The 19,733-nt window shown below is 65.0% G+C and carries 23 protein-coding genes; 11 read left to right on the forward strand and 12 right to left on the reverse strand.

Translation table 11 applies throughout. From position 1 onward, the window contains the following. The first annotated feature begins 136 nt into the window (after positions 1-136). The 3 genes from LDB05_RS17995 (at position 137) to LDB05_RS18005 (ending at position 2,776) form a co-directional block, all read left to right on the forward strand. Complete coding sequence (locus LDB05_RS17995; RefSeq protein ID WP_226005349.1) at positions 137-736, forward strand: NfeD family protein; 600 nt, start codon at positions 137-139, stop codon at positions 734-736. Between the two features lie 70 nt (positions 737-806). Then, on the forward strand, positions 807-1,985 hold the full coding sequence (locus tag LDB05_RS18000) for an SPFH domain-containing protein (RefSeq protein WP_226005350.1): 1,179 nt from the start codon (positions 807-809) through the stop codon (positions 1,983-1,985). Positions 1,986-2,158: 173 nt separating this feature from the next. Beyond that, complete coding sequence (locus LDB05_RS18005) at positions 2,159-2,776, forward strand: winged helix-turn-helix transcriptional regulator (RefSeq protein WP_226005351.1); 618 nt, start codon at positions 2,159-2,161, stop codon at positions 2,774-2,776. 25 nt (positions 2,777-2,801) lie between these two features. On the opposite strand, the gene LDB05_RS18010 is transcribed toward LDB05_RS18005, so the two are convergent. From LDB05_RS18010 to yjjX, 3 genes are all read right to left on the reverse strand, one after another. Beyond that, entirely contained in the window at positions 2,802-3,464 is a 663-nt protein-coding gene (locus tag LDB05_RS18010) for an HAD family hydrolase (protein ID WP_226005352.1), read from the reverse strand. Between the two features lie 116 nt (positions 3,465-3,580). Beyond that, the gene (locus LDB05_RS18015; protein WP_226007934.1) at positions 3,581-3,802 is read right to left on the reverse strand and encodes a DUF7123 family protein; all 222 of its coding nucleotides are present in this window, start codon (positions 3,800-3,802) and stop codon (positions 3,581-3,583) included. A 253-nt stretch (positions 3,803-4,055) separates the two neighbouring features. Next, the gene (gene yjjX / locus LDB05_RS18020) at positions 4,056-4,580 is read right to left on the reverse strand and encodes an inosine/xanthosine triphosphatase (protein WP_226005353.1); all 525 of its coding nucleotides are present in this window, start codon (positions 4,578-4,580) and stop codon (positions 4,056-4,058) included. Positions 4,581-4,822: 242 nt separating this feature from the next. Here yjjX and LDB05_RS18025 point away from each other — a divergent pair, with 242 nt between their 5' ends. Together LDB05_RS18025 and LDB05_RS18030 are read left to right on the forward strand one after the other, a co-directional pair. After that, entirely contained in the window at positions 4,823-5,803 is a 981-nt protein-coding gene (locus tag LDB05_RS18025; protein ID WP_226005354.1) for a transcription initiation factor IIB, read from the forward strand. A gap of 57 nt (positions 5,804-5,860) precedes the next feature. After that, positions 5,861-6,535, forward strand: coding sequence for a type I 3-dehydroquinate dehydratase (locus tag LDB05_RS18030; RefSeq protein ID WP_226005355.1), 675 nt, complete (start codon positions 5,861-5,863; stop codon positions 6,533-6,535). 41 nt (positions 6,536-6,576) lie between these two features. Here the strand turns inward: LDB05_RS18030 and LDB05_RS18035 are convergent, their stop codons facing one another. The 3 genes from LDB05_RS18035 to LDB05_RS18045 form a co-directional block, all read right to left on the reverse strand. After that, positions 6,577-7,125, reverse strand: coding sequence for a DUF1102 domain-containing protein (locus tag LDB05_RS18035; RefSeq protein WP_226005356.1), 549 nt, complete (start codon positions 7,123-7,125; stop codon positions 6,577-6,579). Between the two features lie 453 nt (positions 7,126-7,578). Then, positions 7,579-8,733: a DUF5305 domain-containing protein gene (locus LDB05_RS18040; RefSeq protein WP_226005357.1), complete on the reverse strand. Its 1,155-nt coding sequence runs from the start codon at positions 8,731-8,733 to the stop codon at positions 7,579-7,581. A 43-nt stretch (positions 8,734-8,776) separates the two neighbouring features. Continuing rightward, a complete protein-coding gene (locus LDB05_RS18045; RefSeq protein ID WP_226005358.1) occupies positions 8,777-9,940 on the reverse strand; it encodes a signal peptidase I in 1,164 nt (387 codons plus the stop codon). A gap of 296 nt (positions 9,941-10,236) precedes the next feature. On the opposite strand from LDB05_RS18045, the gene LDB05_RS18050 reads away from it, so the two are divergent. From LDB05_RS18050 to LDB05_RS18065, 4 genes are all read left to right on the forward strand, one after another. After that, positions 10,237-10,827, forward strand: a complete 591-nt coding sequence (locus LDB05_RS18050; RefSeq protein WP_226005359.1) for a DUF7344 domain-containing protein — start codon at positions 10,237-10,239, stop codon at positions 10,825-10,827. Further along, positions 10,824-11,267, forward strand: coding sequence for a hypothetical protein (locus LDB05_RS18055; protein WP_226005360.1), 444 nt, complete (start codon positions 10,824-10,826; stop codon positions 11,265-11,267). The genes LDB05_RS18050 and LDB05_RS18055 overlap by 4 nt, the downstream gene beginning before the upstream one ends. Positions 11,268-11,365: 98 nt before the next feature. Next, positions 11,366-11,803, forward strand: a complete 438-nt coding sequence (locus LDB05_RS18060) for a zinc ribbon domain-containing protein (protein WP_226005361.1) — start codon at positions 11,366-11,368, stop codon at positions 11,801-11,803. Between the two features lie 178 nt (positions 11,804-11,981). Further along, positions 11,982-12,143, forward strand: coding sequence for a DUF7331 family protein (locus tag LDB05_RS18065; protein ID WP_226005362.1), 162 nt, complete (start codon positions 11,982-11,984; stop codon positions 12,141-12,143). Between the two features lie 36 nt (positions 12,144-12,179). On the opposite strand, the gene LDB05_RS18070 is transcribed toward LDB05_RS18065, so the two are convergent. Further along, the gene (locus tag LDB05_RS18070) at positions 12,180-13,436 is read right to left on the reverse strand and encodes an NADH dehydrogenase subunit (protein WP_226005363.1); all 1,257 of its coding nucleotides are present in this window, start codon (positions 13,434-13,436) and stop codon (positions 12,180-12,182) included. Between the two features lie 217 nt (positions 13,437-13,653). Continuing rightward, positions 13,654-14,853, reverse strand: a complete 1,200-nt coding sequence (locus LDB05_RS18075) for a 3-dehydroquinate synthase II (RefSeq protein ID WP_226005364.1) — start codon at positions 14,851-14,853, stop codon at positions 13,654-13,656. Positions 14,854-15,149: 296 nt separating this feature from the next. Here LDB05_RS18075 and LDB05_RS18080 point away from each other — a divergent pair, with 296 nt between their 5' ends. Then, the gene (locus LDB05_RS18080; protein WP_226005365.1) at positions 15,150-15,734 is read left to right on the forward strand and encodes a hypothetical protein; all 585 of its coding nucleotides are present in this window, start codon (positions 15,150-15,152) and stop codon (positions 15,732-15,734) included. Positions 15,735-15,769: 35 nt separating this feature from the next. Here LDB05_RS18080 and LDB05_RS18085 read toward each other — a convergent pair whose 3' ends face one another. Then, the gene (locus LDB05_RS18085) at positions 15,770-16,627 is read right to left on the reverse strand and encodes an HFX_2341 family transcriptional regulator domain-containing protein (RefSeq protein WP_226005366.1); all 858 of its coding nucleotides are present in this window, start codon (positions 16,625-16,627) and stop codon (positions 15,770-15,772) included. 318 nt (positions 16,628-16,945) lie between these two features. On the opposite strand from LDB05_RS18085, the gene LDB05_RS18090 reads away from it, so the two are divergent. Beyond that, a complete protein-coding gene (locus LDB05_RS18090) occupies positions 16,946-17,620 on the forward strand; it encodes an HAD family hydrolase (RefSeq protein WP_226005367.1) in 675 nt (224 codons plus the stop codon). 13 nt (positions 17,621-17,633) lie between these two features. Here LDB05_RS18090 and LDB05_RS18095 read toward each other — a convergent pair whose 3' ends face one another. The 3 genes from LDB05_RS18095 to LDB05_RS18105 form a co-directional block, all read right to left on the reverse strand. Further along, a complete protein-coding gene (locus LDB05_RS18095) occupies positions 17,634-18,170 on the reverse strand; it encodes a hypothetical protein (RefSeq protein WP_226005368.1) in 537 nt (178 codons plus the stop codon). Between the two features lie 61 nt (positions 18,171-18,231). Beyond that, a complete protein-coding gene (locus LDB05_RS18100; RefSeq protein WP_226005369.1) occupies positions 18,232-18,804 on the reverse strand; it encodes a SprT family zinc-dependent metalloprotease in 573 nt (190 codons plus the stop codon). Between the two features lie 116 nt (positions 18,805-18,920). Continuing rightward, positions 18,921-19,715: a 2-amino-3,7-dideoxy-D-threo-hept-6-ulosonate synthase gene (locus LDB05_RS18105; RefSeq protein WP_226005370.1), complete on the reverse strand. Its 795-nt coding sequence runs from the start codon at positions 19,713-19,715 to the stop codon at positions 18,921-18,923. Positions 19,716-19,733: the final 18 nt, after the last annotated feature.

The raw sequence follows: 19,733 nt of genomic DNA on the forward strand, positions 1-19,733 counted from the left end.
ACCGAACCGACAAGCAGGTTTTCGCGCCGGGTCTCGAGCGAGTTCGTGCGGAAGTTCGTTGGCTGGGCGGTCGACCGTCGGATCACTACCGGCACACTCGACAACATTTAATTCGCGCGGGACTCTAGCTCTAAGTATGGTCGAATCCCTCGTGGGAAACGCGCCGCTCTTGCTCCTGGTGGTGGGTCTCGTACTAATGGTACTCGAGGCGATTTCGCCCGGTGCCCACCTCATCGTCATCGGGATCGCCCTGGTCGGGGCGGGGTTGATCGGCGTGCTCTTCCCGCCGGCAGCGAACGTGTTAATCTTGGCAGTGCTGACGCTCGCGATCGGTGCCGCTGCCGCCTACGTCTACCGGGAGTTCGACTTCTACGGCGGGAAGGGAACGGCCCGAACGACGGACTCCGACTCGCTGTCCGGCGCGACGGGCTACGTCACCGAGACCGTGACGACCCGCAGCGGCGAAGTCAAGCTCGAGGAGGGGGGGTTCGCGCCCTACTACAGCGCACGAACGACCGACGGAACGATCGAAGAGGGAGAAGAGGTGATCGTCATCGATCCCGGCGGCGGGAACGTTCTCACGGTCGAGTCGGTCTCCGCGATCGGCGAGGACGAGATCGATCGCGCGCTCGCACGCGACAAGGCTGCGTCCGACGAACCCGATCGTGAGGCCGCCGACGGCGGTGAATCGATGGACGGTACCGACACCGAGACGGAAACCGAGAAATCGAAGTAGCGAGTGCCGGGATCGGATATGTTGACGAAATAAGGGAACGCTTTTCTCCCCGCCGCCGTAAGCTCGAAATATGGTAGTACAATTGTTCCCGATGCAAGCCCTCGGCGGCGCAGCACTGCTCGTTGGTGCGCTCGTCCTCGTCGTCGTCATCGCCGCGCTCCTCAGCGCGATCGAGATCGTCGACGCCTACGAGAAACGTGCCCTGACCGTCTTCGGGGAGTACCGCAAACTGCTCGAGCCGGGGATCAACTTCGTCCCGCCGTTCGTCTCGAACACGTACGCGTTCGACATGCGTACCCAGACGCTGGACGTGCCCCGACAGGAAGCGATCACGCGCGACAACTCGCCCGTGACCGCCGACGCCGTCGTCTACATCAAGGTGATGGACGCCAAGAAGGCGTTCCTGCAGGTCGACGACTACAAGAAGGCCGTCTCGAACCTCGCCCAGACGACCCTGCGAGCCGTGCTGGGTGACATGGAACTCGACGACACGCTGAACAAGCGCCAGGAGATCAACGCCCGCATCCGCGAGGAACTCGACGAGCCCACCGACGAGTGGGGCATTCGAGTCGAGTCCGTGGAGGTCCGCGAGGTCAACCCCTCGAAGGACGTCCAGCGCGCGATGGAGCAACAGACCTCCGCCGAGCGGAAGCGCCGCGCGATGATCCTCGAGGCGCAGGGTGAACGCCGCAGCGCCGTCGAGAAGGCGGAAGGTGACAAACAGAGCGAAATCATCCGCGCACAGGGTGAAAAGCAGAGCCAGATCCTCGAAGCGCAGGGTGACTCGATCTCGACCGTCCTCCGTGCTCGCTCTGCCGAATCGATGGGTGAGCGCGCCATCATCGACAAAGGCATGGAGACGCTCGGCGACATCGGGCAGGGCGAATCGACGACGTTCGTCATGCCCCAGGAGCTCACCTCGCTGGTCGGTCGCTACGGCAAGCACCTCTCGGGCAGCGACGTGAAAGAGAACGGCTCCGAACTCGAGAGCCGCGAGTTCGACGACGAAACGCGGGAGCTGATCGGTCTGGACGACATCGCCGAGATCATCGGCGAGATCGATCAGGAGGCGGACATGGACGTCGAAGCGATGGAGCAGGAGGCCCAGGCGATCAAGGAAGGCAAGGATCCGGCGGAGATCTCCGACCCCGACGAGGTCATCGAGGAGATGGATCAGGACTTCCAGAGTCAGGCCGACGGCGGCACCGAGGTGTCGGTCGACGAGGACGAACCGTCCACGAGCGACTGACCCCCCGCCGGGCACCATCCGCCCGCGGATCCGTTCGATCCGTGACGGGATGAACCGAAATACATAACATTTCTTTTTTGATTGAATTATAAGTCTCCTTTCGAGTAATATCGAATAACGACGCGGAGCGAAACCTGTTTTACTGGTCAGTCCCTTTCGGACGGTAGGTAGCTATGACACCACCCGATGGGGTCGACGACGAGAAACGAGCGACCCTGCGCCGATTCGCCGCCCTCGGTGCCGCCTCCCCGCTGGTCGGTCGGTCGGATTCAGCGGCGGCTGACACGGGTGAAAGCGACGCCCGCGATGCGATCGCGGGCTATCTCTCCACGACGCCGGGCGCGCACTTCTCCAAGATCCGCGACGACCTCCAACTCGGGACCGGCGAAACCCAACATCACCTCCGCCGCCTCGAGGACCTCGAGGCGATCGAGCGCTATCGCGACGGCGATTACAAACGCTTCGTCACCGCCGGCCGATTCGACGAGTTCGAGAAACGGGCGCTGGGGTACCTTCGTCGAGAGACGCCCCGGGGCATGCTCATCGAACTCCTCCTGCGTTCGGACCCCACCGCCGGCGACCTCGCCGAGGCGCTGGACGTCTCGCCGCCGACGGTGAGCAAGTACGCCGGCGAGCTCGAGGAAGCCGGGCTACTCTCTCGAGCGGACGGCTACGCGGTCGAACGACCGGAGACGGTGCTTGTCCTGGTCGTCCGTCACGCGGATTCCTTCGGCGACCGAGCGCAACGGCTCGCGCGGGACGCGGATCAGTTCCTCGAGTATCAGAGTTAAAACGGTATTACCGGCAGGTAGAATCCTATTTCTCCGCGGAGTCGACGATTGACAGTAACTCCGTCAAAGACTCGAGCTCGTGCGTCGCGTTCGGCGGTCGCTCCTGATCGCGATTGTGCGGCCGTCGGAGGAACGCCGTCTCGAGGCCGGCCGCCGCTCCTGCCGTGACGTCTGTTGCCGAATCGCCGACGTACAGGCCGTCGGTGACGCCGAGCTCGGCGAGGGCGTCCTCGATGTAGTAGGGAGCCGGTTTGCGTCGGTCGTACCCGTCGAACGTCGGATCGCGACCGCGGACGACGTCGAAGTCGAACCCGAAGTAGTCGGCGACGAATTCGGCCGTTTCGTGGCGATTGTTGGTGACGAGTCCGATCGCGGTCTGTTCGCCGAGATCGTGAATCGCGTCGATATCGTCGTAGGAGTCGCGCTCGCCCGACCGGAGGCGATCGTGGGTGCTACTCGAGGCGTATGCTTCCTTGCGCTCCCAGAACTGCGCCGGATCGATCCCGAGTTCCGTGCAGTGGGTCCGGATCCGGTCCTCGTCGTGAGTTCTGAAATCGCGACGCTGGGGCGGCGTCGGATCGGCGTCGAGTTCGGCGAGCGCCGCGTCGGCGGCGTCGGCGTACACCTGCGGGTCGGTCCGGGGCCCCTCGAGGATGACGCCGTCCATGTCGAACAGTACGACCGTCATTCAGCGATACTCAGGGCCCGTGACAAAAGAACGTTCGGCGTCACTGCGTGCCGGCGGTGCTCGCTCGTGACGATAAGTAAACTGCGAGGCCGACGAGCCCGGCTGTCGTCCGCGAGTTAAATGTCGACTTTCCAGGTGGTGCTCGACGAGTAACCCCATTTTTCGATCTCGACGTCGTAGTCACCGTCCTGGAGCGCTGTAATGTTCGAGCCGACCTCTTTCGCCGTCATCCCGAGTTCCTTGCCGATGAGGCGGGATTTGAAGTACGTCTTCGTCGCCGCGTTGTTCCGGAGGTACTCCAGAATCCGCTGTTGTTTACTCGTGAGGTCGGGGGCCATTGCAGTGCTCATACACGTTCGAACGACAGGAACGCCCTTAGGGGGTTTGGTACGCGCGGTTAAGTCGCCGCTGTCTTGCGATTTCGGCCGGGAGTAATCAGCGAATAACCGAACGGAAAGCTTTCGTTGGTATGGACGGTTAAAATATATTGGATCGGGACTGTCATCTGTTCATGATCGTTTCCGGCCGACGGTATCCGATGGCCGATAGCGAACCCGACGCGCCAGAATAAGTGCTCGTTACGAGTGACAGTCAGTGATCGGTGTCGTAATACTCCGTTACGAACGGTCCGAACGAAGACGCAACTGCGTCACCGAGCGCTTGCGTTCGATCGGTCAACCCGGCGGTGAGTGCGCCCGCAGCGCCCTCCCTCTCGGCGACGTCCTCCGTTCCGAGGAGGTCGTCCATCACCGGCCCCAGTTCCGCACCGTCCGCGACCTCCCTCGCGACGGACTCCGGAAGTCGAAGCGTCGGCCCGCCGCCTCGCTCCATGCGATTGCCGTCCGTCACGGCACCCCACATGACCAGGGAGAGCCCCGGCGTCCCCTCGAGGCGAGCGACGCCACCCTCTAACCCCACGCCGTAGTCGGCGTCGGTCGCCGCGAGCGCTCGTCGGGCGCGGTTCTCCGCACCGGTGACGGTTTCCGCGATCGACCGCGGTTGTTCGTCGACGCCGGAGTCGACGTCGACGGCGATCACGGTCGGCTCGTATCGCTCGAGGGTCCGCTCGACGGCGTCGATCTTGACGGGGTTCGTACTCCCGACTGCGAGTTCCATGCCGGCAGTTCGAACGGGCCACAGTTGGAGCCTCCGCTTCGAACGCGCGCTGGCTGTCAGCCGGCACGCTCTCCGCTGCTTCAATGTTTCTATCTATCATGCTCTTTCCCCCGAATTACCCGTTTTCGGAGGATATGGGACCGAGATTCCGAAACCCTTAACCATCGAGTCTCTGAACGTGGGAGGTAACGGAACCGTCCGGGCTTTTGCGATCGGTTCGGCCGGGCAGCAATCGCCATCGTATGACTAACGCACCATCGAACACGAGAGTACGACGTAGCGAACCCGAAACGAACGAACAGGAGACCGAAAGCGAGGAGCAGGAGCTGGCCTGCCCCGAGTGTGCCGGCAATCTCGTCGTCGACGACGAACACGGCGAAACCGTCTGTGAGGACTGCGGACTGGTCGTCGAGGAAGATTCCGTCGACCGCGGGCCGGAGTGGCGCGCGTTCGACGCCGCCGAGAAGAACGAGAAGTCCCGCGTGGGCGCGCCCACGACGAACACGATGCACGACAAGGGGCTCTCGACCAACATCGACTGGCGAAACAAGGACGCCTACGGGAACTCCCTCGGCTCGCGCCAGCGCGAGAAGATGCAGCGCCTGCGCAAGTGGAACGAACGTTTCCGCACCCGCGACTCCAAGGAGCGCAACCTGAAACAGGCACTCGGCGAGATCGACCGGATGGCATCCGCCCTCGGCCTCCCGACGAACGTCCGCGAGACCGCCTCGGTCATCTACCGCCGCGCGCTCGACGAGGACCTCCTCCCGGGCCGTTCCATCGAGGGCGTCTCGACCGCCTGCGTCTACGCCGCCGCCCGTCAGGCCGGCGTCCCACGGAGCCTCGACGAGATCGCGGACGTCTCCCGCGTCGAGAAGAACGAGATCGCGCGCACCTACCGCTACGTGGTCCGCGAACTCGGCCTCGAGGTCCAGCCCGCCGACCCCGAGAGCTACGTCCCCCGCTTCGCCTCGGGGCTCGAGCTCTCCGACGAGGCCGAACACCGCGCGCGCAGCCTCCTCCAGAATGCCAAGGAGAAGGGCGTGCACTCGGGCAAGTCGCCGGTCGGCCTCGCCGCGGCGGCAGTGTACGCCGCTGCGCTGCTGACCAACGAGAAGACCACGCAGGCCGCCGTCTCGGACGTCGCCGACATCTCCGAAGTGACGATTCGAAACCGCTACCACGAACTCCTCGAGGCCGAGGAAACCATCGGGATGGCGTAACTGCGGCAGTCGCTGAAACGATACCGTTTTTGTCGTTCTCGCTCCCACTGGGAAGCAATGGGACTGGACTTCGAGACGTTCGTGCTCGCAGCGTCGACGGCCGATCTCGCCGACGAACCCGCGGCCCGCGAACACGCCGATGCGATCGAGTTTCGCATGGACCTGGCCGACGAGCCGCTGGCCGCGCTCGAGGCCTACGACGGCGAGTTACCGATCCTCGCGACGAACCGCGCCGAGTGGGAGGGCGGGGAGGCCGGCGATGACGGCCGACTCGAGGCGCTGGCCGAGGCGAGCGCGCTCGACGCCGTCGGTGCGATCGACGTCGAACTCGAGGCGATTCTGGAGGGCGCGGCCGACGACCTGCTCGAAACGGCTCGCGAGCGCGACGTGTCGATCGTCGCGTCGGCTCACGACTTCGAGGGCACCCCGCCCCGAAACGAAATGGTGCGGACGCTGACCGAGGCGAGCAAGTACGCGGACGTCGCGAAGCTGGCGGTGACCGCGGAGTCGAAGGCCGATACGATCGCGTTGTTGTCCGCGACTGAGCAACTGACTTCGCACGGCGATACCGTCGCGACGATGGCGATGGGGGAAGTGGGGAGTCACACGCGGGCTGTGGCTCCTGTGTATGGGTCGAAGATCGGCTATGCACCCGTTGATCCCGAGGAGGCGACTGCGCCCGGGCAATACGATTTGGAGACCCTAGCAGGATTGATTTCTACGCTCTCGTAGAATAGGCGACGTCGTTTAAAAATGGAATCGGAAATCAGAATTCAGTTGCCGGCAGACGCGTCTGCCTTCACGCTGATCGTGTCAGGGAGGTCATCATACGTGTTGTCTTGAAGGAGGATGACTACATTGATGTAGACTCTCTCACCGACGCCGATCGCGTAGGCATTGCCGGATCCCTCCACTGAAGTGCTGAAGTCCGAAGTATTGTTCGTCGATGTAGCATACCACTGCATAGCATCGTCCGAACCATTATCCTCTATCCAGACACCAACTGGCTGCGATCCTTGGTTTCTGATGCTGAAAACCCCGGTGAAGGAGTAGTCTGAGTTTTCGTTGAGACCGTCTCCACCAACACCTGCATCATCATCGAACGTCAGCTTCAGCTGCTTGTCTGATCCATCAGAGTACGGACTCGTGCTATTGAGTGCCAAGAACGCGTCGCTGTCATCGACAACGTCGACCCCGACACCCCGTTCGACGTTAGCGAAGTTGAACGCGCCAGTACCGATTGTAGCCGCCGAGCCGGCGGCGAGCGATCCCACACCGAGCATGAATTTACGTCGTTCCATAGTTTTCACCACTGCTTGCACGCTCGAACCTCCCGTTCGTCTTCACCCACCAGCGTGACGTCGTCTCCGAACGCATGCATTCCAGCCCATGCCCGTCCCACACCTTGTGTATACACTGACAGGAGGTTCGACACACGAGCCCTGCAGTTCGGTATCGGCCCTCCGTACTCCGCCTAACCGAATTCAACCACTGACTGCAGCGATACTAGTCGAGTGATAAGCCGGGGACTCTATTTCCTCACACTCGAGCAACCTCGAGGGTATCCGACCCAATTCGCGACGGGTTCACCGACAGGGATCGTCTGTAGTCGTTTGAAAGACAGTCCCGAACGGCTAGCGAATCGGAAATTCAGGATAGGGCATTACGCTCGGACCTGTCGCTGTCCGAGAGCCGCCACTACCCACCGAACGATCGGTGGTGACTCGAGTTGAAAACAGAACGAGCGATACGGTCTACGGCGCGCTGTCGATCGCTTACGAGTCGCCGTTCGACTCGTCAGTACCAGCGTCCCCACCGTCGGTTCGTTCCTCCTCGAAGAGATGGATTCCGGAGCCGTCACCGCTCGAGCCCTCCTCGACCACGTCCGGCTCGTACGCGTACAGCGACTCCCCGTCGACCACGTAATACCCACCAACCGACTCGTCCTCGAGCACGCGCCGATCGCAGTCGATCGCGATATCGACCAGGTCCTCGAGCGTCGACACCGTAATCTGCGACCGCTCGCGGATGTCGGCGGGAAGCGAGCCCCGCGAGATCCAGTCGTCGAACTCCTCGCGCTCGTATTGGCCACGGAGGCGCTCGAGTTCCCTCTCGGAGGGCGCGAGCGTCCCCCTGACTCGGGCGATCGCGAGTGCGCCGAGCCCGCAGACCGATGCGAGTAGCAGGAGGACGGAGCCGAGCGGACCGCCGAACCCGGCCGAACTCGCCGTCTGGACGGTTTCCGTCCGCTCCTGCGTGCGCCGATCTGCCGTCGGCGCGTCGACGCCGTACGTGGAGCCGTCCGGCGCGATCGCGAGTTCGTAGCGCTCGGTCCGCTCGACGGGTTCGCCCTCGACGGTTCCCTCCATCGTTACGTTCGCGACGACGGCCGTCTCCACGGAGCCGGGCGACCCGCCGAGGGTCTCCTCGATACGCTCGCTCTCGTTTACGGTCGCGGGAACGTCGACCGCGAACGAGGTCGTGGCCTCCTCGCCGGGCTCGAGGCCCTCGGCCGTCGTCGCTGCGATCGTGTCGTTCACTTCCCAGTACTCCCGTTCGTCGTCGGCGGCTCGTATCACCCGCTCGAGCTCGATGTCGGCGGTCAGGTCGCCGGCGTCGGCGTCGTATCGGTACGCGAACGTCCCCTCGAGTTCGGGCGTCACTCGAGTGAAGTAGACCGATCGGTCCGAGAGCCGCGTCCCGACGGGATAGACCTCGTTCTCCGTCTGTACCGTCGCGCCGTGGTCGAAATTCCCGGTCGCCGACCACTCCTCGACCCGTTCCCGGTCCGTCTGTTCGGCGGGACCGGTGGCCGACGCGTAGGCTCCCCAGCCGCCGACGAGCGCGAGCGCGAGCAACGCGACCACGGCGACGACGAACCACTCGTCGAGTGCGGCTCGCGCCCGTACGAGCAGCCGATCGCTGTTCACTGTCGATCCCTCCCTGATGTCGAAACTCTCGTGTGCATAGCTGTCACCTCAGAAATCTCCCTGTCGAACTCGAGCGCTGTCGCGAGCGGGTCCTGATCGTCCCGGTGCCCGCGAGGAGCGCGAACGGCAGTACGAACAGTCCGGTAGCGACGGTCGCCACGGTGGTCATCGCCACCCAGGGGTGGACGGCGTGCAGCCGGGCGATCATCGGCGGTGGGAGCACCGCGAAGTACCGGCGGTCCGTGTACGAGCGCAGGTAGTATCCCGTCTCGGGCGGTGCGGTCAGCGAGACGGTCGCGTCGACGCGCTCGCCGCGAGTGAGCACTCTCGGGTCGTCGTCGACATCGATCCCGTCGCTCGCCGGTTCCGTGATCGACACGACGGGCAACACGCCGCCGTTTCGCAGTTCCGCGGAGTGGGTCTTCGTTTCACCGACGGGGACGACGTCGGGCCGCTCCGAGTCGAACTCCGCGCTCACGAGTCCGATCTCCACCGATCCCGACATCGCGACCATCGTCACGAGCGTGACCGTGAAGAGCAGGAGGGCCATACCGCCGACGAGCCGTCGGGCGTCGAACGCGTCTTTGCGCGTGTGCGATCGAGAGCGTTCGCGGTCGGGCGTTCCACGCCCGTCCAGTACCACCGAGAGGCCGGTCACGAGCAGCCCGAATCCGAGCAGGAGATACGAGAGTCCCTGACTGCCTGCCAACGCTCGGATGCCGAGCGTCGACGCGAGCCACCACTGGGCCGACTCGAGTCCCCCCTGGACAGTCATCGCGACCGTCCCGAGGTGAGGGATCGTCACGACCTCGCCGTTCACCTGCAGCGCCGTCGCGACGATCTGTCCGTCGGTGACGTGTGGCTCGCCGCTGTCCTGATCCGTGAACGGATTCGCGTCCCCGCGGGTCACGTAGCCGTGGTCCGTTTCCTCGACGACCCGATGGGTCGTCAGACCGCCGCCCTCGATCTCCTGTGCGTCGTAGACGATCACGTCTCCTTTTTCGACGGGACCGGCGACGGCCGATGGAACGGCGACGAATCCGTCACCGGCGTCGATCGTCGGCTCCATGCTTCCGGTCTCCACGTAGCCGAGTCCGATCGGAACGCCGAGCACGTGACCGACCGCCAGTAGACTAACGAGGGCGACGATACCGATCGCCGCCGCTCGCCGAAGCCCCGTCCCACCATCTGTTCTGATTCGTGCCATATTCTACGCTCCAGCTGACGCGGCGACGTATCGTCGAGTTGCGTCGGCGCGTCGTTCATCCGAACGGGACTGTTCACTTTTGCTATGGGTGGGCTTCCGTCACTGCTGGCGAGGATTGCAGTCGGAGGACCGCTCGGTAACGTCTTCTTTCTCTCTGTCACCTTTCCATTCATTTCGTTTATATAATCACGAATGGTACCAATAGTAACGAATTCGCAACGGAGAACGCGGAAGTAACCTTCTGATGACTGGTTCGATCGCTATAGTTTACAATTATTTAACAATGCGACCGGCGAGTGAACCGACGGGGGGATGAAGGGGTGACCGACGACCTCTCTTCGAGAGGAGACTCACGGACTGACGAACTGACACGCGACGAAATATTCACCATGCTGAGCAATCGACGGCGGCGGTGGGTACTCCACTATCTCAAGCGGACCGACGAGGAACGAGTCGAGCTGCGGACGCTCGTCGATTCGGTCTCGTCCTGGGAGTACGACGTCCCGGCTGACGAGCTTCCCTGGAAGAAACGAAAGCGGGTCTACACCGCGCTCCGGCAGTCACACCTGCCGAAGCTCGCCGACGTCGGGGCGATCGAGTACGATCAGACTCGAGGCGTCGTCGAACTGACCGACGAAGCGGCGGAACTCCAGATGTATCTCGAGTACGTTCCGGCCGACGACATTCCCTGGAGTCAGGTCTATCTCGGACTGGCAGGGATCGGCGTGGTGTTGACCGTCCTCGCCCGGTACGCGATTTTCCCGTTCACCGAACTCGGCGGGACGGCGCTCGCGGCGATCTTCGTCGCGATGTTCGGCGTGACCGCGCTCGTGCATACGAGCTACGCTCACCGAAACCGAATCGGACGGGGTGAGCCGCCGCGATGACCCGGAAAATCGGGCTCGCGATGATCGCTCTCGCGATCGTCTCGCTCGTCGCCGCGAGCGGCGGTGCGAGTTCGGTCGCCGTCGAACGATCGATCGAGGTGGCTGTCACCGACGATCCGTCGGCACAGCCCGTCGCTTTCTACACGGAGGCGAGCGGTGAGAACGACTCGAGGATCACGGTGACGAACCGAGTTGACGAAGAGTTGACGGTAACGGAGGCGTCCGTCGACGAATCTCGAGTCGGCGACTGGGGGCAGAACGTGAGCGTCGACCGGACCGTTGCGTCGGCCGATCCGGGATCGAACGCATCGGTCATCGTAACCGACGTTCCCTGCGGCGACGCCGTGGCCGCGGGAGGCCTGCCGATCGAAATTACGGTCGAGGCGGGATTGACGACGATCGAGACGACCGTCGACGCCGCCGTCGCGTGCGACGGATAGACAGCGGTCCGTTTTCGCGAACCAGTGCCGTCGCTTCGCTCGAGAGTGATCGAAATCGGAATGTTAAGGGACGGGGTCCCCTACCATCCTCACGTACAATGACATGGCTCCGTGCGCTTCTCGCCGCCGGCCTGTCGGTGATCATGCCCGGTGCGGGCCACGTCCTCGTCCGGGACTGGCTCCGCGCCGCCCTGTTCGCCGGCCTCTTCCTCTCGGCGAGCGCCCTCTTCCTCCCGATCGAACAGCTAGCGGCTGCCGGCCCGATAACGAACGTCGACGAAATCACCGCGTACGCGGACGTGATGTCCGAAGAGACCGACTCGATGACGCAGTTCCTCCTCTCGTTTATCGCGCTGTTCGCCGCGATCGACGCGACGTTTCGCGCGCTCGGATACCCGCCCGGCGGGACCGACACCGCGGACGGACCGACCTGTCCCGAATGCGGGAAGGAGATCGACGAGGACCTCGCGTTCTGTCACTGGTGTACGACGCGTCTCGAGCCCGAGTCATCCGACGAAGAGCCCGCTCATTCGTAGGACGAACTCCGCTGCGATCGGCGATCGCACCTGAGTCCGGTTTCGGAGCGGTCGGTGACGACGGCCCGCTCGGGAGGGATATAACCACACTAGTAGTGCTTCCACGGAGCCCTTTTCCCCGCTCGTCCGATACGGCAGTCAGCCACCGGCCACCCGCTGTGACCGGGAGGAGTCCATAATGCGAACGAACACCGAACGACGCGACGAGACGGTTGTACCGGACGATGGAGCGTTCGACCAGTACGTGAGTTACGCCGCGAGCGACGGGACGGTCATCTGCGACCGCGAGAATCCGGCCGCGTGGATCCGGTCGACGGACGTTCGACCGTGTTTACGGTAGCGGGGCTATCGACGGGTGCCAGCGCCGATAGCGGCGTCACCGACAGCGGCTACAGACGAATTCGGTCGGACTGATCGCCCTCAGCTGTGGTTCCGGGAGGTACCGGCCACACTCCGCGCACCACGTCCAGTAGATGCGGTATGGATCGGGCGGATCCGCGGCGTCCGTCTCGGCTGTGCCCGTCGGTGTTTTCTCGTCGCGTTCGATCGTGATCGACCGATCGCCGACGCCCGTGACCGTCCCGGTGATCGACGCGTGCTGGGCGACGCTGATTCCGTCGGCCGGTTGGGCGATCATTTCGCCCGACTCGACCTCGTCGCCGGCCCGGACGATCGGCTCGCTGGGCACCACCACGCCCTCGAAGTCGGGGTTCGTGATCAGCGGTACTTCGACCCGGTCGGGCTCGAGCGTCTCCGTCGGTTCCGTCTCGTGACTCGACTGCTTCCACGCCGCCGGTGCGAGGACGTTGACCCGCCCGCCGCTGCCGATTCGGTTCTCCGCGACGACTGACTCCTCCATCACGAGCAAGCAGTTTGTCCGTTTGCGGACGCCGAAGCGCTCCGGCGGCTGCTCGATCTCGAAACACCACCCGGGCCCGCCGTCGAGGATGACCTCGTTCTCCGCGAGCCCGTCAGTTCGACCCGCCGCCTCGAGGAGGTCCGTCGCGGGCGTTCCGATCGGCACTCGGAGCAACCGGTGGGTCGGGACGCGGCCGTCGACGTGGACGAACTTCTCGGTCGTCGGCTCGCCGTCGACGAGCGCCCGGTAAACGTTGTAGAGCGTCTCCGTGTTCTGGACGATCCAGCCGTGATCCATCGGGAGCTCGCCCCCCTTCATCACGACGTCCGCGACGATCCGCATGAGCACGGTCTCCATCCCGAACTCGTACTTGTCCGCGGTGTAGGCGGCGACGATCCCGGTCGCGTCCCCGTCGATCGGGAGATCGCTCGGCTCGTAGATCGTCGCGTCGGTCGCCGCCTCGAGCGGGCCCATCCACTCCTCGCGGTTGGCCCGCTTGACGCTGATGACGATCCGATCGAACGCGCGGTCGAGCAGCCCCTCGAACAGCGCCGCGAGCTCGTCGGTTCGCTCCCGGCCCAGCCACTTGTCCATGTAGTAGTTCGGTTCGCTCTCCTGGTGGTTCACCAGCAGCGAGTCGACCTCCTCGAGTCGGTCCCACTTGGCGTACGTCGGGAATCCGGCACCGCCCGCCCCTGCCAGGCCGGCGTTGCGCAACGTCACCGCGAACTCGGGTGGCTCGACCGCGCTGACTTTCTCTCGAGTGACGCTCATACTCGGGATAGAGCCACGATACCAGTCACCATAGATCGCAGCCAACGTTGACCTGAATGACTAGCGAAACTGCACTTTGATCGCCGGATCAGTGTCTCGGCGGCGAACTATTTGCGCGACTGAGACGTCGCGAGCGTCCGTCGATCAAGGGGCCCAACGAACGCGAGGTATGTTACCAATTAACTATGGTTCCGAGGCGAAACGACGGCGAAAGCACCTATTTCTCGATGATACTCTCCTCGACGGGCTCGCCGAAGTGGCGCGCCGTGTCCTCGGCGTACAACAGAATCTCGTCGCCGGCTTCGACGTCCGTCACCGCTTTGCGACCCTCCGCGGTGGGGACCTTGATCGTCTCGGCGTTCTGGAGCAGGGTCTCGACGCGGTCGCCGCTCTCGGTCTCGAGCGCGAGCCGGAACATCGGTCGCTGTTCGATCTTGACCCGGCCGACGATGGCCTCCCGCGTGTTGCCGTCGAGGTCGACGACCTGGACCTCGTCGCCGCTCTGGAGTTCGGAGAGGTACTTCGTGCCGCCGTCGGGCGTCCGGACGTAGGCGTGGACCGCGCCGGCGTTGACGCGGAAGGGACGGGAGGCGACGTACGGCGATTCGGCGGTCTCGCCGTGGACGAAGACCAGCCCGCGGCTCATCGATCCGACGAGCATCCCCTCGTCGTGCTCGAGCAGATTCCCGGTGTCGACGCAGACCCGATCCGCGCTGCCCGCTCGTTCGATGTCGAGCACTTCGGCGTACTCGAGATCGAGAGTCTCGCGTTCGGCCTCGTCGCGGACCTCGACGGTCTCGCGGATCTCGTCGGGGTCGTCCGAGTCGAGCAGGACGGCGTCGGACCCGATCTCGAGGGTCTCGAACGCCGTTTTGGCCTCCTCGGCGCTGGTGACGCCCGCGACGAGGTCCGTCTCCTCGCCGATGCGGGCGATCAGGTTCTCGAGGGGGATGATCGTCCAGTCCTCGCCGACGACGATCGTGTGGTCTGCCTCCTCGGCGGCGGTTTCGGCGAAGCGCTCGTACTCCTTGCCGAGGATGCGGACGTACGCGCCGCGCTGGAAGTCGCCGTCGCGGCGCAGCGTCGAGAGGTCTGCCGATCCGGAGAAGTCCTCGGGCAGGTCGATCGTCGCGTCGCCCTCGCCGTTCTTCCCGACGACCACCGCGTCCGCCCGTGCGGCCGGTTCGCCGTCGTCGCTCTCGGCTTCGGCGTCGTCGATGTCGTCGACGAGGGTCACGTCCCCGTCGGTTCGAAACGCCGCGACGTTGATATCGCCGAGTTCGCGGACGCGCTCCACGTCTCCCTCGTCGACCAGTACCCAGTCTGCACCCGCCTCGAGCGCGGCGGTGATCCGCGCCCGGCGGTCGTCCCAGTCACCGACGGTATCGTCGGCTTTTACCCAGACAGCTCGCGTCATGCATCGACCCTCGAAGGGAACGGGCTTGAACGTGGCGAATCGAACAGGGGCGACGGATCGTCCCTCGCCCGGGATGACGCCCTCCGGTACCGATCGAACCCCACCATCGATCGTGAATCGCTGTGCGATCGATCGCACACCGATAGTCGGTGGCTCTGGGTCGCCTCCTCGCTTCCCGAGGCCGTGCTCGTCGTGACTATCGCTACTATCACGTTAGTTGCGACACTCACGATAGTAATGATAGTCGAAATACTTTCTCAGAAATTGATAATATCTGTTCGATCGATCCTTCGGATATGGGTCAGCGCCACCTCGAGACGGACGCCGAACTGTCGATCGACTGCGCCGCCCGCCGGCTCGGGGTGGACCCTGCGGCCGAGGTCGCGCGAGCCGCGTTCGACCACGCGGGCGAGCTGGCGGCCCTCGAGTACGGCCGAACGGCGGCCGTGCTCGGGTCCCTCCGTCTCGCCGCTCGCCGCACCGACGTCGTCGATCTCGAGCGCGAACACCTCGCGGAAGCCTTCGACGTCGATCCCGACGACGTCGTCGCGGCCGAGGAACTGCTGACGCGGTACCTGTCGCCGCCCGCGGACGCCGCCGAGATCCGCTCGCTGCGACGGACGCTCATCGCGGCCCGGGAAGTCCTGGCCGCGGTCGAGCGCGGCCGCGCCGCTGGCCCCGAGCTCCCGGGCTCGCACCTCGCTGACGCCGCGCCCTTCCTGCTCGCTCGCGCGAGCAGCCACCTCGACTCTCGCACCGGCCGCGAGTTCCCGGGGCTCGACGCGGCGGCGCTTCGTGCTCACATCGAGCGTCTCGAGGCCGACCTCGAGCACGCTCGACTGGGGACGAGGCTTTACCTACTGGTCCACGACGCCGACTGAGCCACCCTCGCCCGCCTCCCTGCTGACGCCGCGCCCTACCGCAGCTCTCCCGCGTCCTCCATGAGCTTGTGCCGGAACGCACGGTAGGCGTTTTCGCCCCGCTCGGTCAGCTCGACGACGCGCCGGCGGCCGACCGACTCGATCGTGACGTAGCCGTCCTCCGCGAGGGGCTCGAGGACGTGCGTATCCAGTACTCGAAACGCGCCCTTGTCCTCGCCGGAGCGGTCGTCGGGCGAGCGCCGATCGGCCATGAAGGAGAGCCCGCGGTCCCGCGCGTACTCGATGAGGTCCTTCTTCTTCGGCGGGGCCGTTCGATCCTCGTGGAACCCCTCCCACGCGCCGGGGTCGGAGAGCAACTCCATGATCGCGACCTGGTCGCGCGTCGGCGACTCGATCGGGTAGGTCGGCACCTCCTCCATCTCGTCGAGGCCGAACGAAATGGGTTCGGTCGTTCCATCGTGGGCGTACTCCGAGGGCTCGACGTAGTAGGCGTGGGCGTCCGTCGAGACGTCCATGCACGCGATCGTCGCCCCGATCGCCGGAATCGTCCCGGCCCCCGAGACGTTGACGTACACCTGATCCTCCGCGTGCACGTCGGCGATCGTCGTCACGTCGCCGAGGACGGCGTAGACGTCCGTCAGATCACACTCGCGGATCCGGACCTCCGGGACGATCGACTCGAGTTCCTCGCGCAACTCATCGTGATACTCGGCCCTCGCCGTCGCGTTCCGCTCGCCGGTTCCACCGTCTTCTCCGTCATTTCTCCCGTTTCTGCCCGTCCGTTCGTTCTCGAGGAGATAAACCAGATCCGCCCGCTGGGTTCGGATCGGCTCGAGGATCCGATCGAACTCGTAGCCCAGCGGCACGACGTGCACTCGCTTGACGACCTCCATACGCCGTGAGGCGTGTCAGTAAAAATAACTGCTACGGAATCGTCGGTGTCGGCTCGAGTCGAACCTACTTCGATCAACCGGCGGGTTTCGGCCGCCCGGTGGAACCACCGTCGGGTGGGACTGAAAGGGGCGACGCTCTCGTCCGGCGAAGCGACGCAAGAACCGCAGCCGAGCGCAGCGAGGCGAGGATCGAAGCGAGCAGCAGCCGACGAGAGCGTCGGGGCTTTCGGAGTGTTCGCGGCGGCACCGACTGCAACTGCGACCATTTCACCTAGTCGGCGAAACGTTGAGAACGCCCCCGCTCGTACGACGTGACAGATGGCCGCCTACGACGCGATCTGTTTCGATCTCGATTACACCCTCTGTGAATCCACCCAGGACCCCGCGACCCTCCTCGAGTCGACCTTCGAGCGCGCCGGCTGCGAGCAGTTCTGTACGCCCGCGGACCTTCGCGCTGCCGTCCCCGACCTGCCGACCGCCGAAACGGACCGCGAGTTCTACGACCACCTCTTCACCGAAGTTGCGCGACGGGCTGACGTCGATCCCGACGTCGCGCCGACGCTCGCGGCTGCGTACCTCGAGCGGCAGGATCCGACCGCCGTCCGGTTCCGGCCCGGGGCGAAGACCGCACTCGAGCACGCCCGCACTCGAGGCTCGGTCGGGCTCATCACGAACGGGGGACGGAAGACACAGACGCAGAAACTCCGGGCGCTGGGGATCGCGGACGCCTTCGACGTTCGGGTATTTACCGAGCCGAGCGCGGGGATCCTCCCGAAACCGAACGCGGCGCCGTTCGAACGCGCGCTCGGAGAACTCGATGTCGCGCCGGACGCGGCGATCCACGTCGGGGACTCGCTCCACGCCGATATCGCGGGTGCCAACGCGATGGGACTCGATTCGGCCTGGCTCGATACCGGCCGCGACGACGGCCCGCGCGACCACGAGCCGACGTACGAACTCGCCTCGCTCGAGGCCTTCGAAACGATCGTCTAGCCGACGGCGCCTCTTACTCCTCCGGCAGCAGGTCCGTGTGCACGACGGCACGATACTGGGTGTCCGTCCCCTCCTCGAGTCGCTTGAGCAGGGCCGCCGCGTCCTGGAAATTCTCTGGGAGCACGAACGAATCCGACTGGTCCTCGTCGCGCTCCTTACAGCGTTTGACGAACTCGACCAGAACCTGACGGGTCCCGCGACGGGCGTAGACGACGCCGATGTCCCGCTCGAGCCCCGCGCTCCAGGTTTCGATCACCGACGCGGCCGCGTTCTGGGGCCGCTGCAGCCGCTCGACCAGTGCGTCGGTATCGATATCCGCGTCCTCGCCGCCCACCTCGTCGATGACCGCCTGGAGCTCCTCGGGGTCCGTCTCGCCGGACGGCCCGTCGCCCGCCGCCTCGAGCAAGTCCCCGAAGGCGTCGACCTCCTCGCGACGAACCGCGATCGGATAGACGAAGTCGTGGGTCTCCTTGGGAAGCGTGTAGGACTGCCCCTCGATACCGTGTTCGCCGGGGCCGGACTTCCCCAGCATCAGATCGACGATTCTCATACTCGAAACAGGTATCGTGAGGCGAATAAGCCTTCCGCGGTTGACTCGGCCACCGTCCTCGTTACCAGTCGTCGCCGAGCGCGGCCTTCGCGCCGCCGTACCCGCTCGCGGTCGTCCACGTTCGACCGCTGTCCGCGTGTTCGACCTCGTAGGAACCACCGCAGGCCCCGCAGCGATACCGGTCGGGAGCCTTCACCGGCTTCGACGCCCGGTGTCGCGTCGCTCGCCAGTCACAGTCCGCCGAGCGACACCGGAGCACGTACCGCGGCTCCGCGAACGACTCGCAGTAGCGCGGGGCCTCGAGCGCCGCCGCCCGCTCGCGAAAGCGGTCGCCGTGTCCGGACTCGCCAAAGCGCTGGAACTCCCAGGCGTGGACGAGTTCGTGACGGACGACGCCCGCGAAGGTCGGCCAGTCGTACCGTTCGTACGCCCGTCGAGCGAGGACGATCGTCGCAACCTCGCGGTCGGCGTCCCATCGGCAGCAGCCCGCCCGACGGCGCGCTCGCTCCGAGACGTCCCACTCGAGGGCCTCGAGATCGACGGTCAACCCGTCTTCGTCGACGACCTCGCGGGCGTGAATCCGCGCCCGGGCGGTGATCTCGTCCGCGAGCGTGAGCTCTTCGCCGTCGGTCACGGACTCGCAAAGGGAGACGACCGCCGAAATTCTTCCGGTAGCCGAAGCGAGGAGCACAGCGCAGCTGCGGAGGGCCCGCGGTCGGCGCTGTGTGACTGTCGGAGAAGAGCGAAGAGTTAGGCTTCGAGCGCCAGTCCCGCTTCGGCCAGCGCTTCCTCGGTCGAGAGGTCGTCGTGGACGACGCCGGCGACCGCTCGGGCGATGGCCTCGGGATCTTCGTGCTGGAAGATCGAGCGGCCCATAGAGATGCCGGCGCCGCCGGCGTCCATCACGCCGCGCACCATCTCGATCGTCTCGCGGTCGGTCCCCTTCGAGCCGCCGGCGATGACGACCGGGAGCCGGGTCGACTCGACGACGTGCTGGAAACTCTCCGCGTCGCCGCTATAGCCCGTCTTGACGATATCGGCGCCGAGTTCTTCGGCGAGTCGAACCGCGTGGCCCAGCGCTTCGGGGTCCGCCGAGTCGACGCCGGGGCCGCGAGCGTAGGCCATCGCGAGCACCGGAATACCGAACCGCTGGGCCCGCTCGGTGACCTCCGAGAGCTGACTGATCTGGTCCGGTTCGTGATCCGAGCCGACGTTGATATGAAAGGAGACGGCGTCGGCACCGACGCGGATCGCCTCCTCGACGGTACCGGTCATCCGTTTGTCCTCCTCGTCGGGCCCGATCGTCGTCGAGCCGTTGAGGTGAACGATGTAGCCCTTTCCGTTCTTGTTGTCGTGGACGCGAGGTGCGATCCCCTTCTGCGTGAGTACCGCGTCCGCCCCGCCGGTCGTTACGCCGTCGATCGTCGCTTCGATGTCTTTCAGTCCCGTGACGGCACCCATCGTGATGCCGTGGTCCATCGGGACGATCACGTACGATCCGTCTGTACCGATTCGCTCGAGTCGTGCGTCAATTCCTGTGGTCATTGCGGGAGTGTAGCAAGC

It is taken from the genome of Natrinema salinisoli (assembly GCF_020405205.1).
In the GTDB taxonomy this organism is placed as follows: domain Archaea; phylum Halobacteriota; class Halobacteria; order Halobacteriales; family Natrialbaceae; genus Natrinema; species Natrinema salinisoli.

Excerpts from the sequence above, each read along its gene's own strand:
- LDB05_RS18045 (WP_226005358.1), bottom strand. The coding sequence starts at position 9,940 with ATGGCACGAATCAGAACAGATGGTGGGACGGGGCTTCGGCGAGCGGCG.
- LDB05_RS18030 (WP_226005355.1), top strand. The coding sequence starts at position 5,861 with ATGGGACTGGACTTCGAGACGTTCGTGCTCGCAGCGTCGACGGCCGAT.
- LDB05_RS18000 (WP_226005350.1), top strand. The coding sequence starts at position 807 with ATGGTAGTACAATTGTTCCCGATGCAAGCCCTCGGCGGCGCAGCACTG.
- LDB05_RS18005 (WP_226005351.1), top strand. The coding sequence starts at position 2,159 with ATGACACCACCCGATGGGGTCGACGACGAGAAACGAGCGACCCTGCGC.
- LDB05_RS17995 (WP_226005349.1), top strand. The coding sequence starts at position 137 with ATGGTCGAATCCCTCGTGGGAAACGCGCCGCTCTTGCTCCTGGTGGTG.
- LDB05_RS18060 (WP_226005361.1), top strand. The coding sequence starts at position 11,366 with ATGACATGGCTCCGTGCGCTTCTCGCCGCCGGCCTGTCGGTGATCATG.
- LDB05_RS18010 (WP_226005352.1), bottom strand. The coding sequence starts at position 3,464 with ATGACGGTCGTACTGTTCGACATGGACGGCGTCATCCTCGAGGGGCCC.
- LDB05_RS18065 (WP_226005362.1), top strand. The coding sequence starts at position 11,982 with ATGCGAACGAACACCGAACGACGCGACGAGACGGTTGTACCGGACGAT.
- LDB05_RS18090 (WP_226005367.1), top strand. The coding sequence starts at position 16,946 with ATGGCCGCCTACGACGCGATCTGTTTCGATCTCGATTACACCCTCTGT.
- LDB05_RS18055 (WP_226005360.1), top strand. The coding sequence starts at position 10,824 with ATGACCCGGAAAATCGGGCTCGCGATGATCGCTCTCGCGATCGTCTCG.
- yjjX (WP_226005353.1), bottom strand. The coding sequence starts at position 4,580 with ATGGAACTCGCAGTCGGGAGTACGAACCCCGTCAAGATCGACGCCGTC.
- LDB05_RS18075 (WP_226005364.1), bottom strand. The coding sequence starts at position 14,853 with ATGACGCGAGCTGTCTGGGTAAAAGCCGACGATACCGTCGGTGACTGG.
- LDB05_RS18085 (WP_226005366.1), bottom strand. The coding sequence starts at position 16,627 with ATGGAGGTCGTCAAGCGAGTGCACGTCGTGCCGCTGGGCTACGAGTTC.
- LDB05_RS18095 (WP_226005368.1), bottom strand. The coding sequence starts at position 18,170 with ATGAGAATCGTCGATCTGATGCTGGGGAAGTCCGGCCCCGGCGAACAC.
- LDB05_RS18015 (WP_226007934.1), bottom strand. The coding sequence starts at position 3,802 with ATGGCCCCCGACCTCACGAGTAAACAACAGCGGATTCTGGAGTACCTC.
- LDB05_RS18070 (WP_226005363.1), bottom strand. The coding sequence starts at position 13,436 with ATGAGCGTCACTCGAGAGAAAGTCAGCGCGGTCGAGCCACCCGAGTTC.
- LDB05_RS18080 (WP_226005365.1), top strand. The coding sequence starts at position 15,150 with ATGGGTCAGCGCCACCTCGAGACGGACGCCGAACTGTCGATCGACTGC.
- LDB05_RS18025 (WP_226005354.1), top strand. The coding sequence starts at position 4,823 with ATGACTAACGCACCATCGAACACGAGAGTACGACGTAGCGAACCCGAA.
- LDB05_RS18105 (WP_226005370.1), bottom strand. The coding sequence starts at position 19,715 with ATGACCACAGGAATTGACGCACGACTCGAGCGAATCGGTACAGACGGA.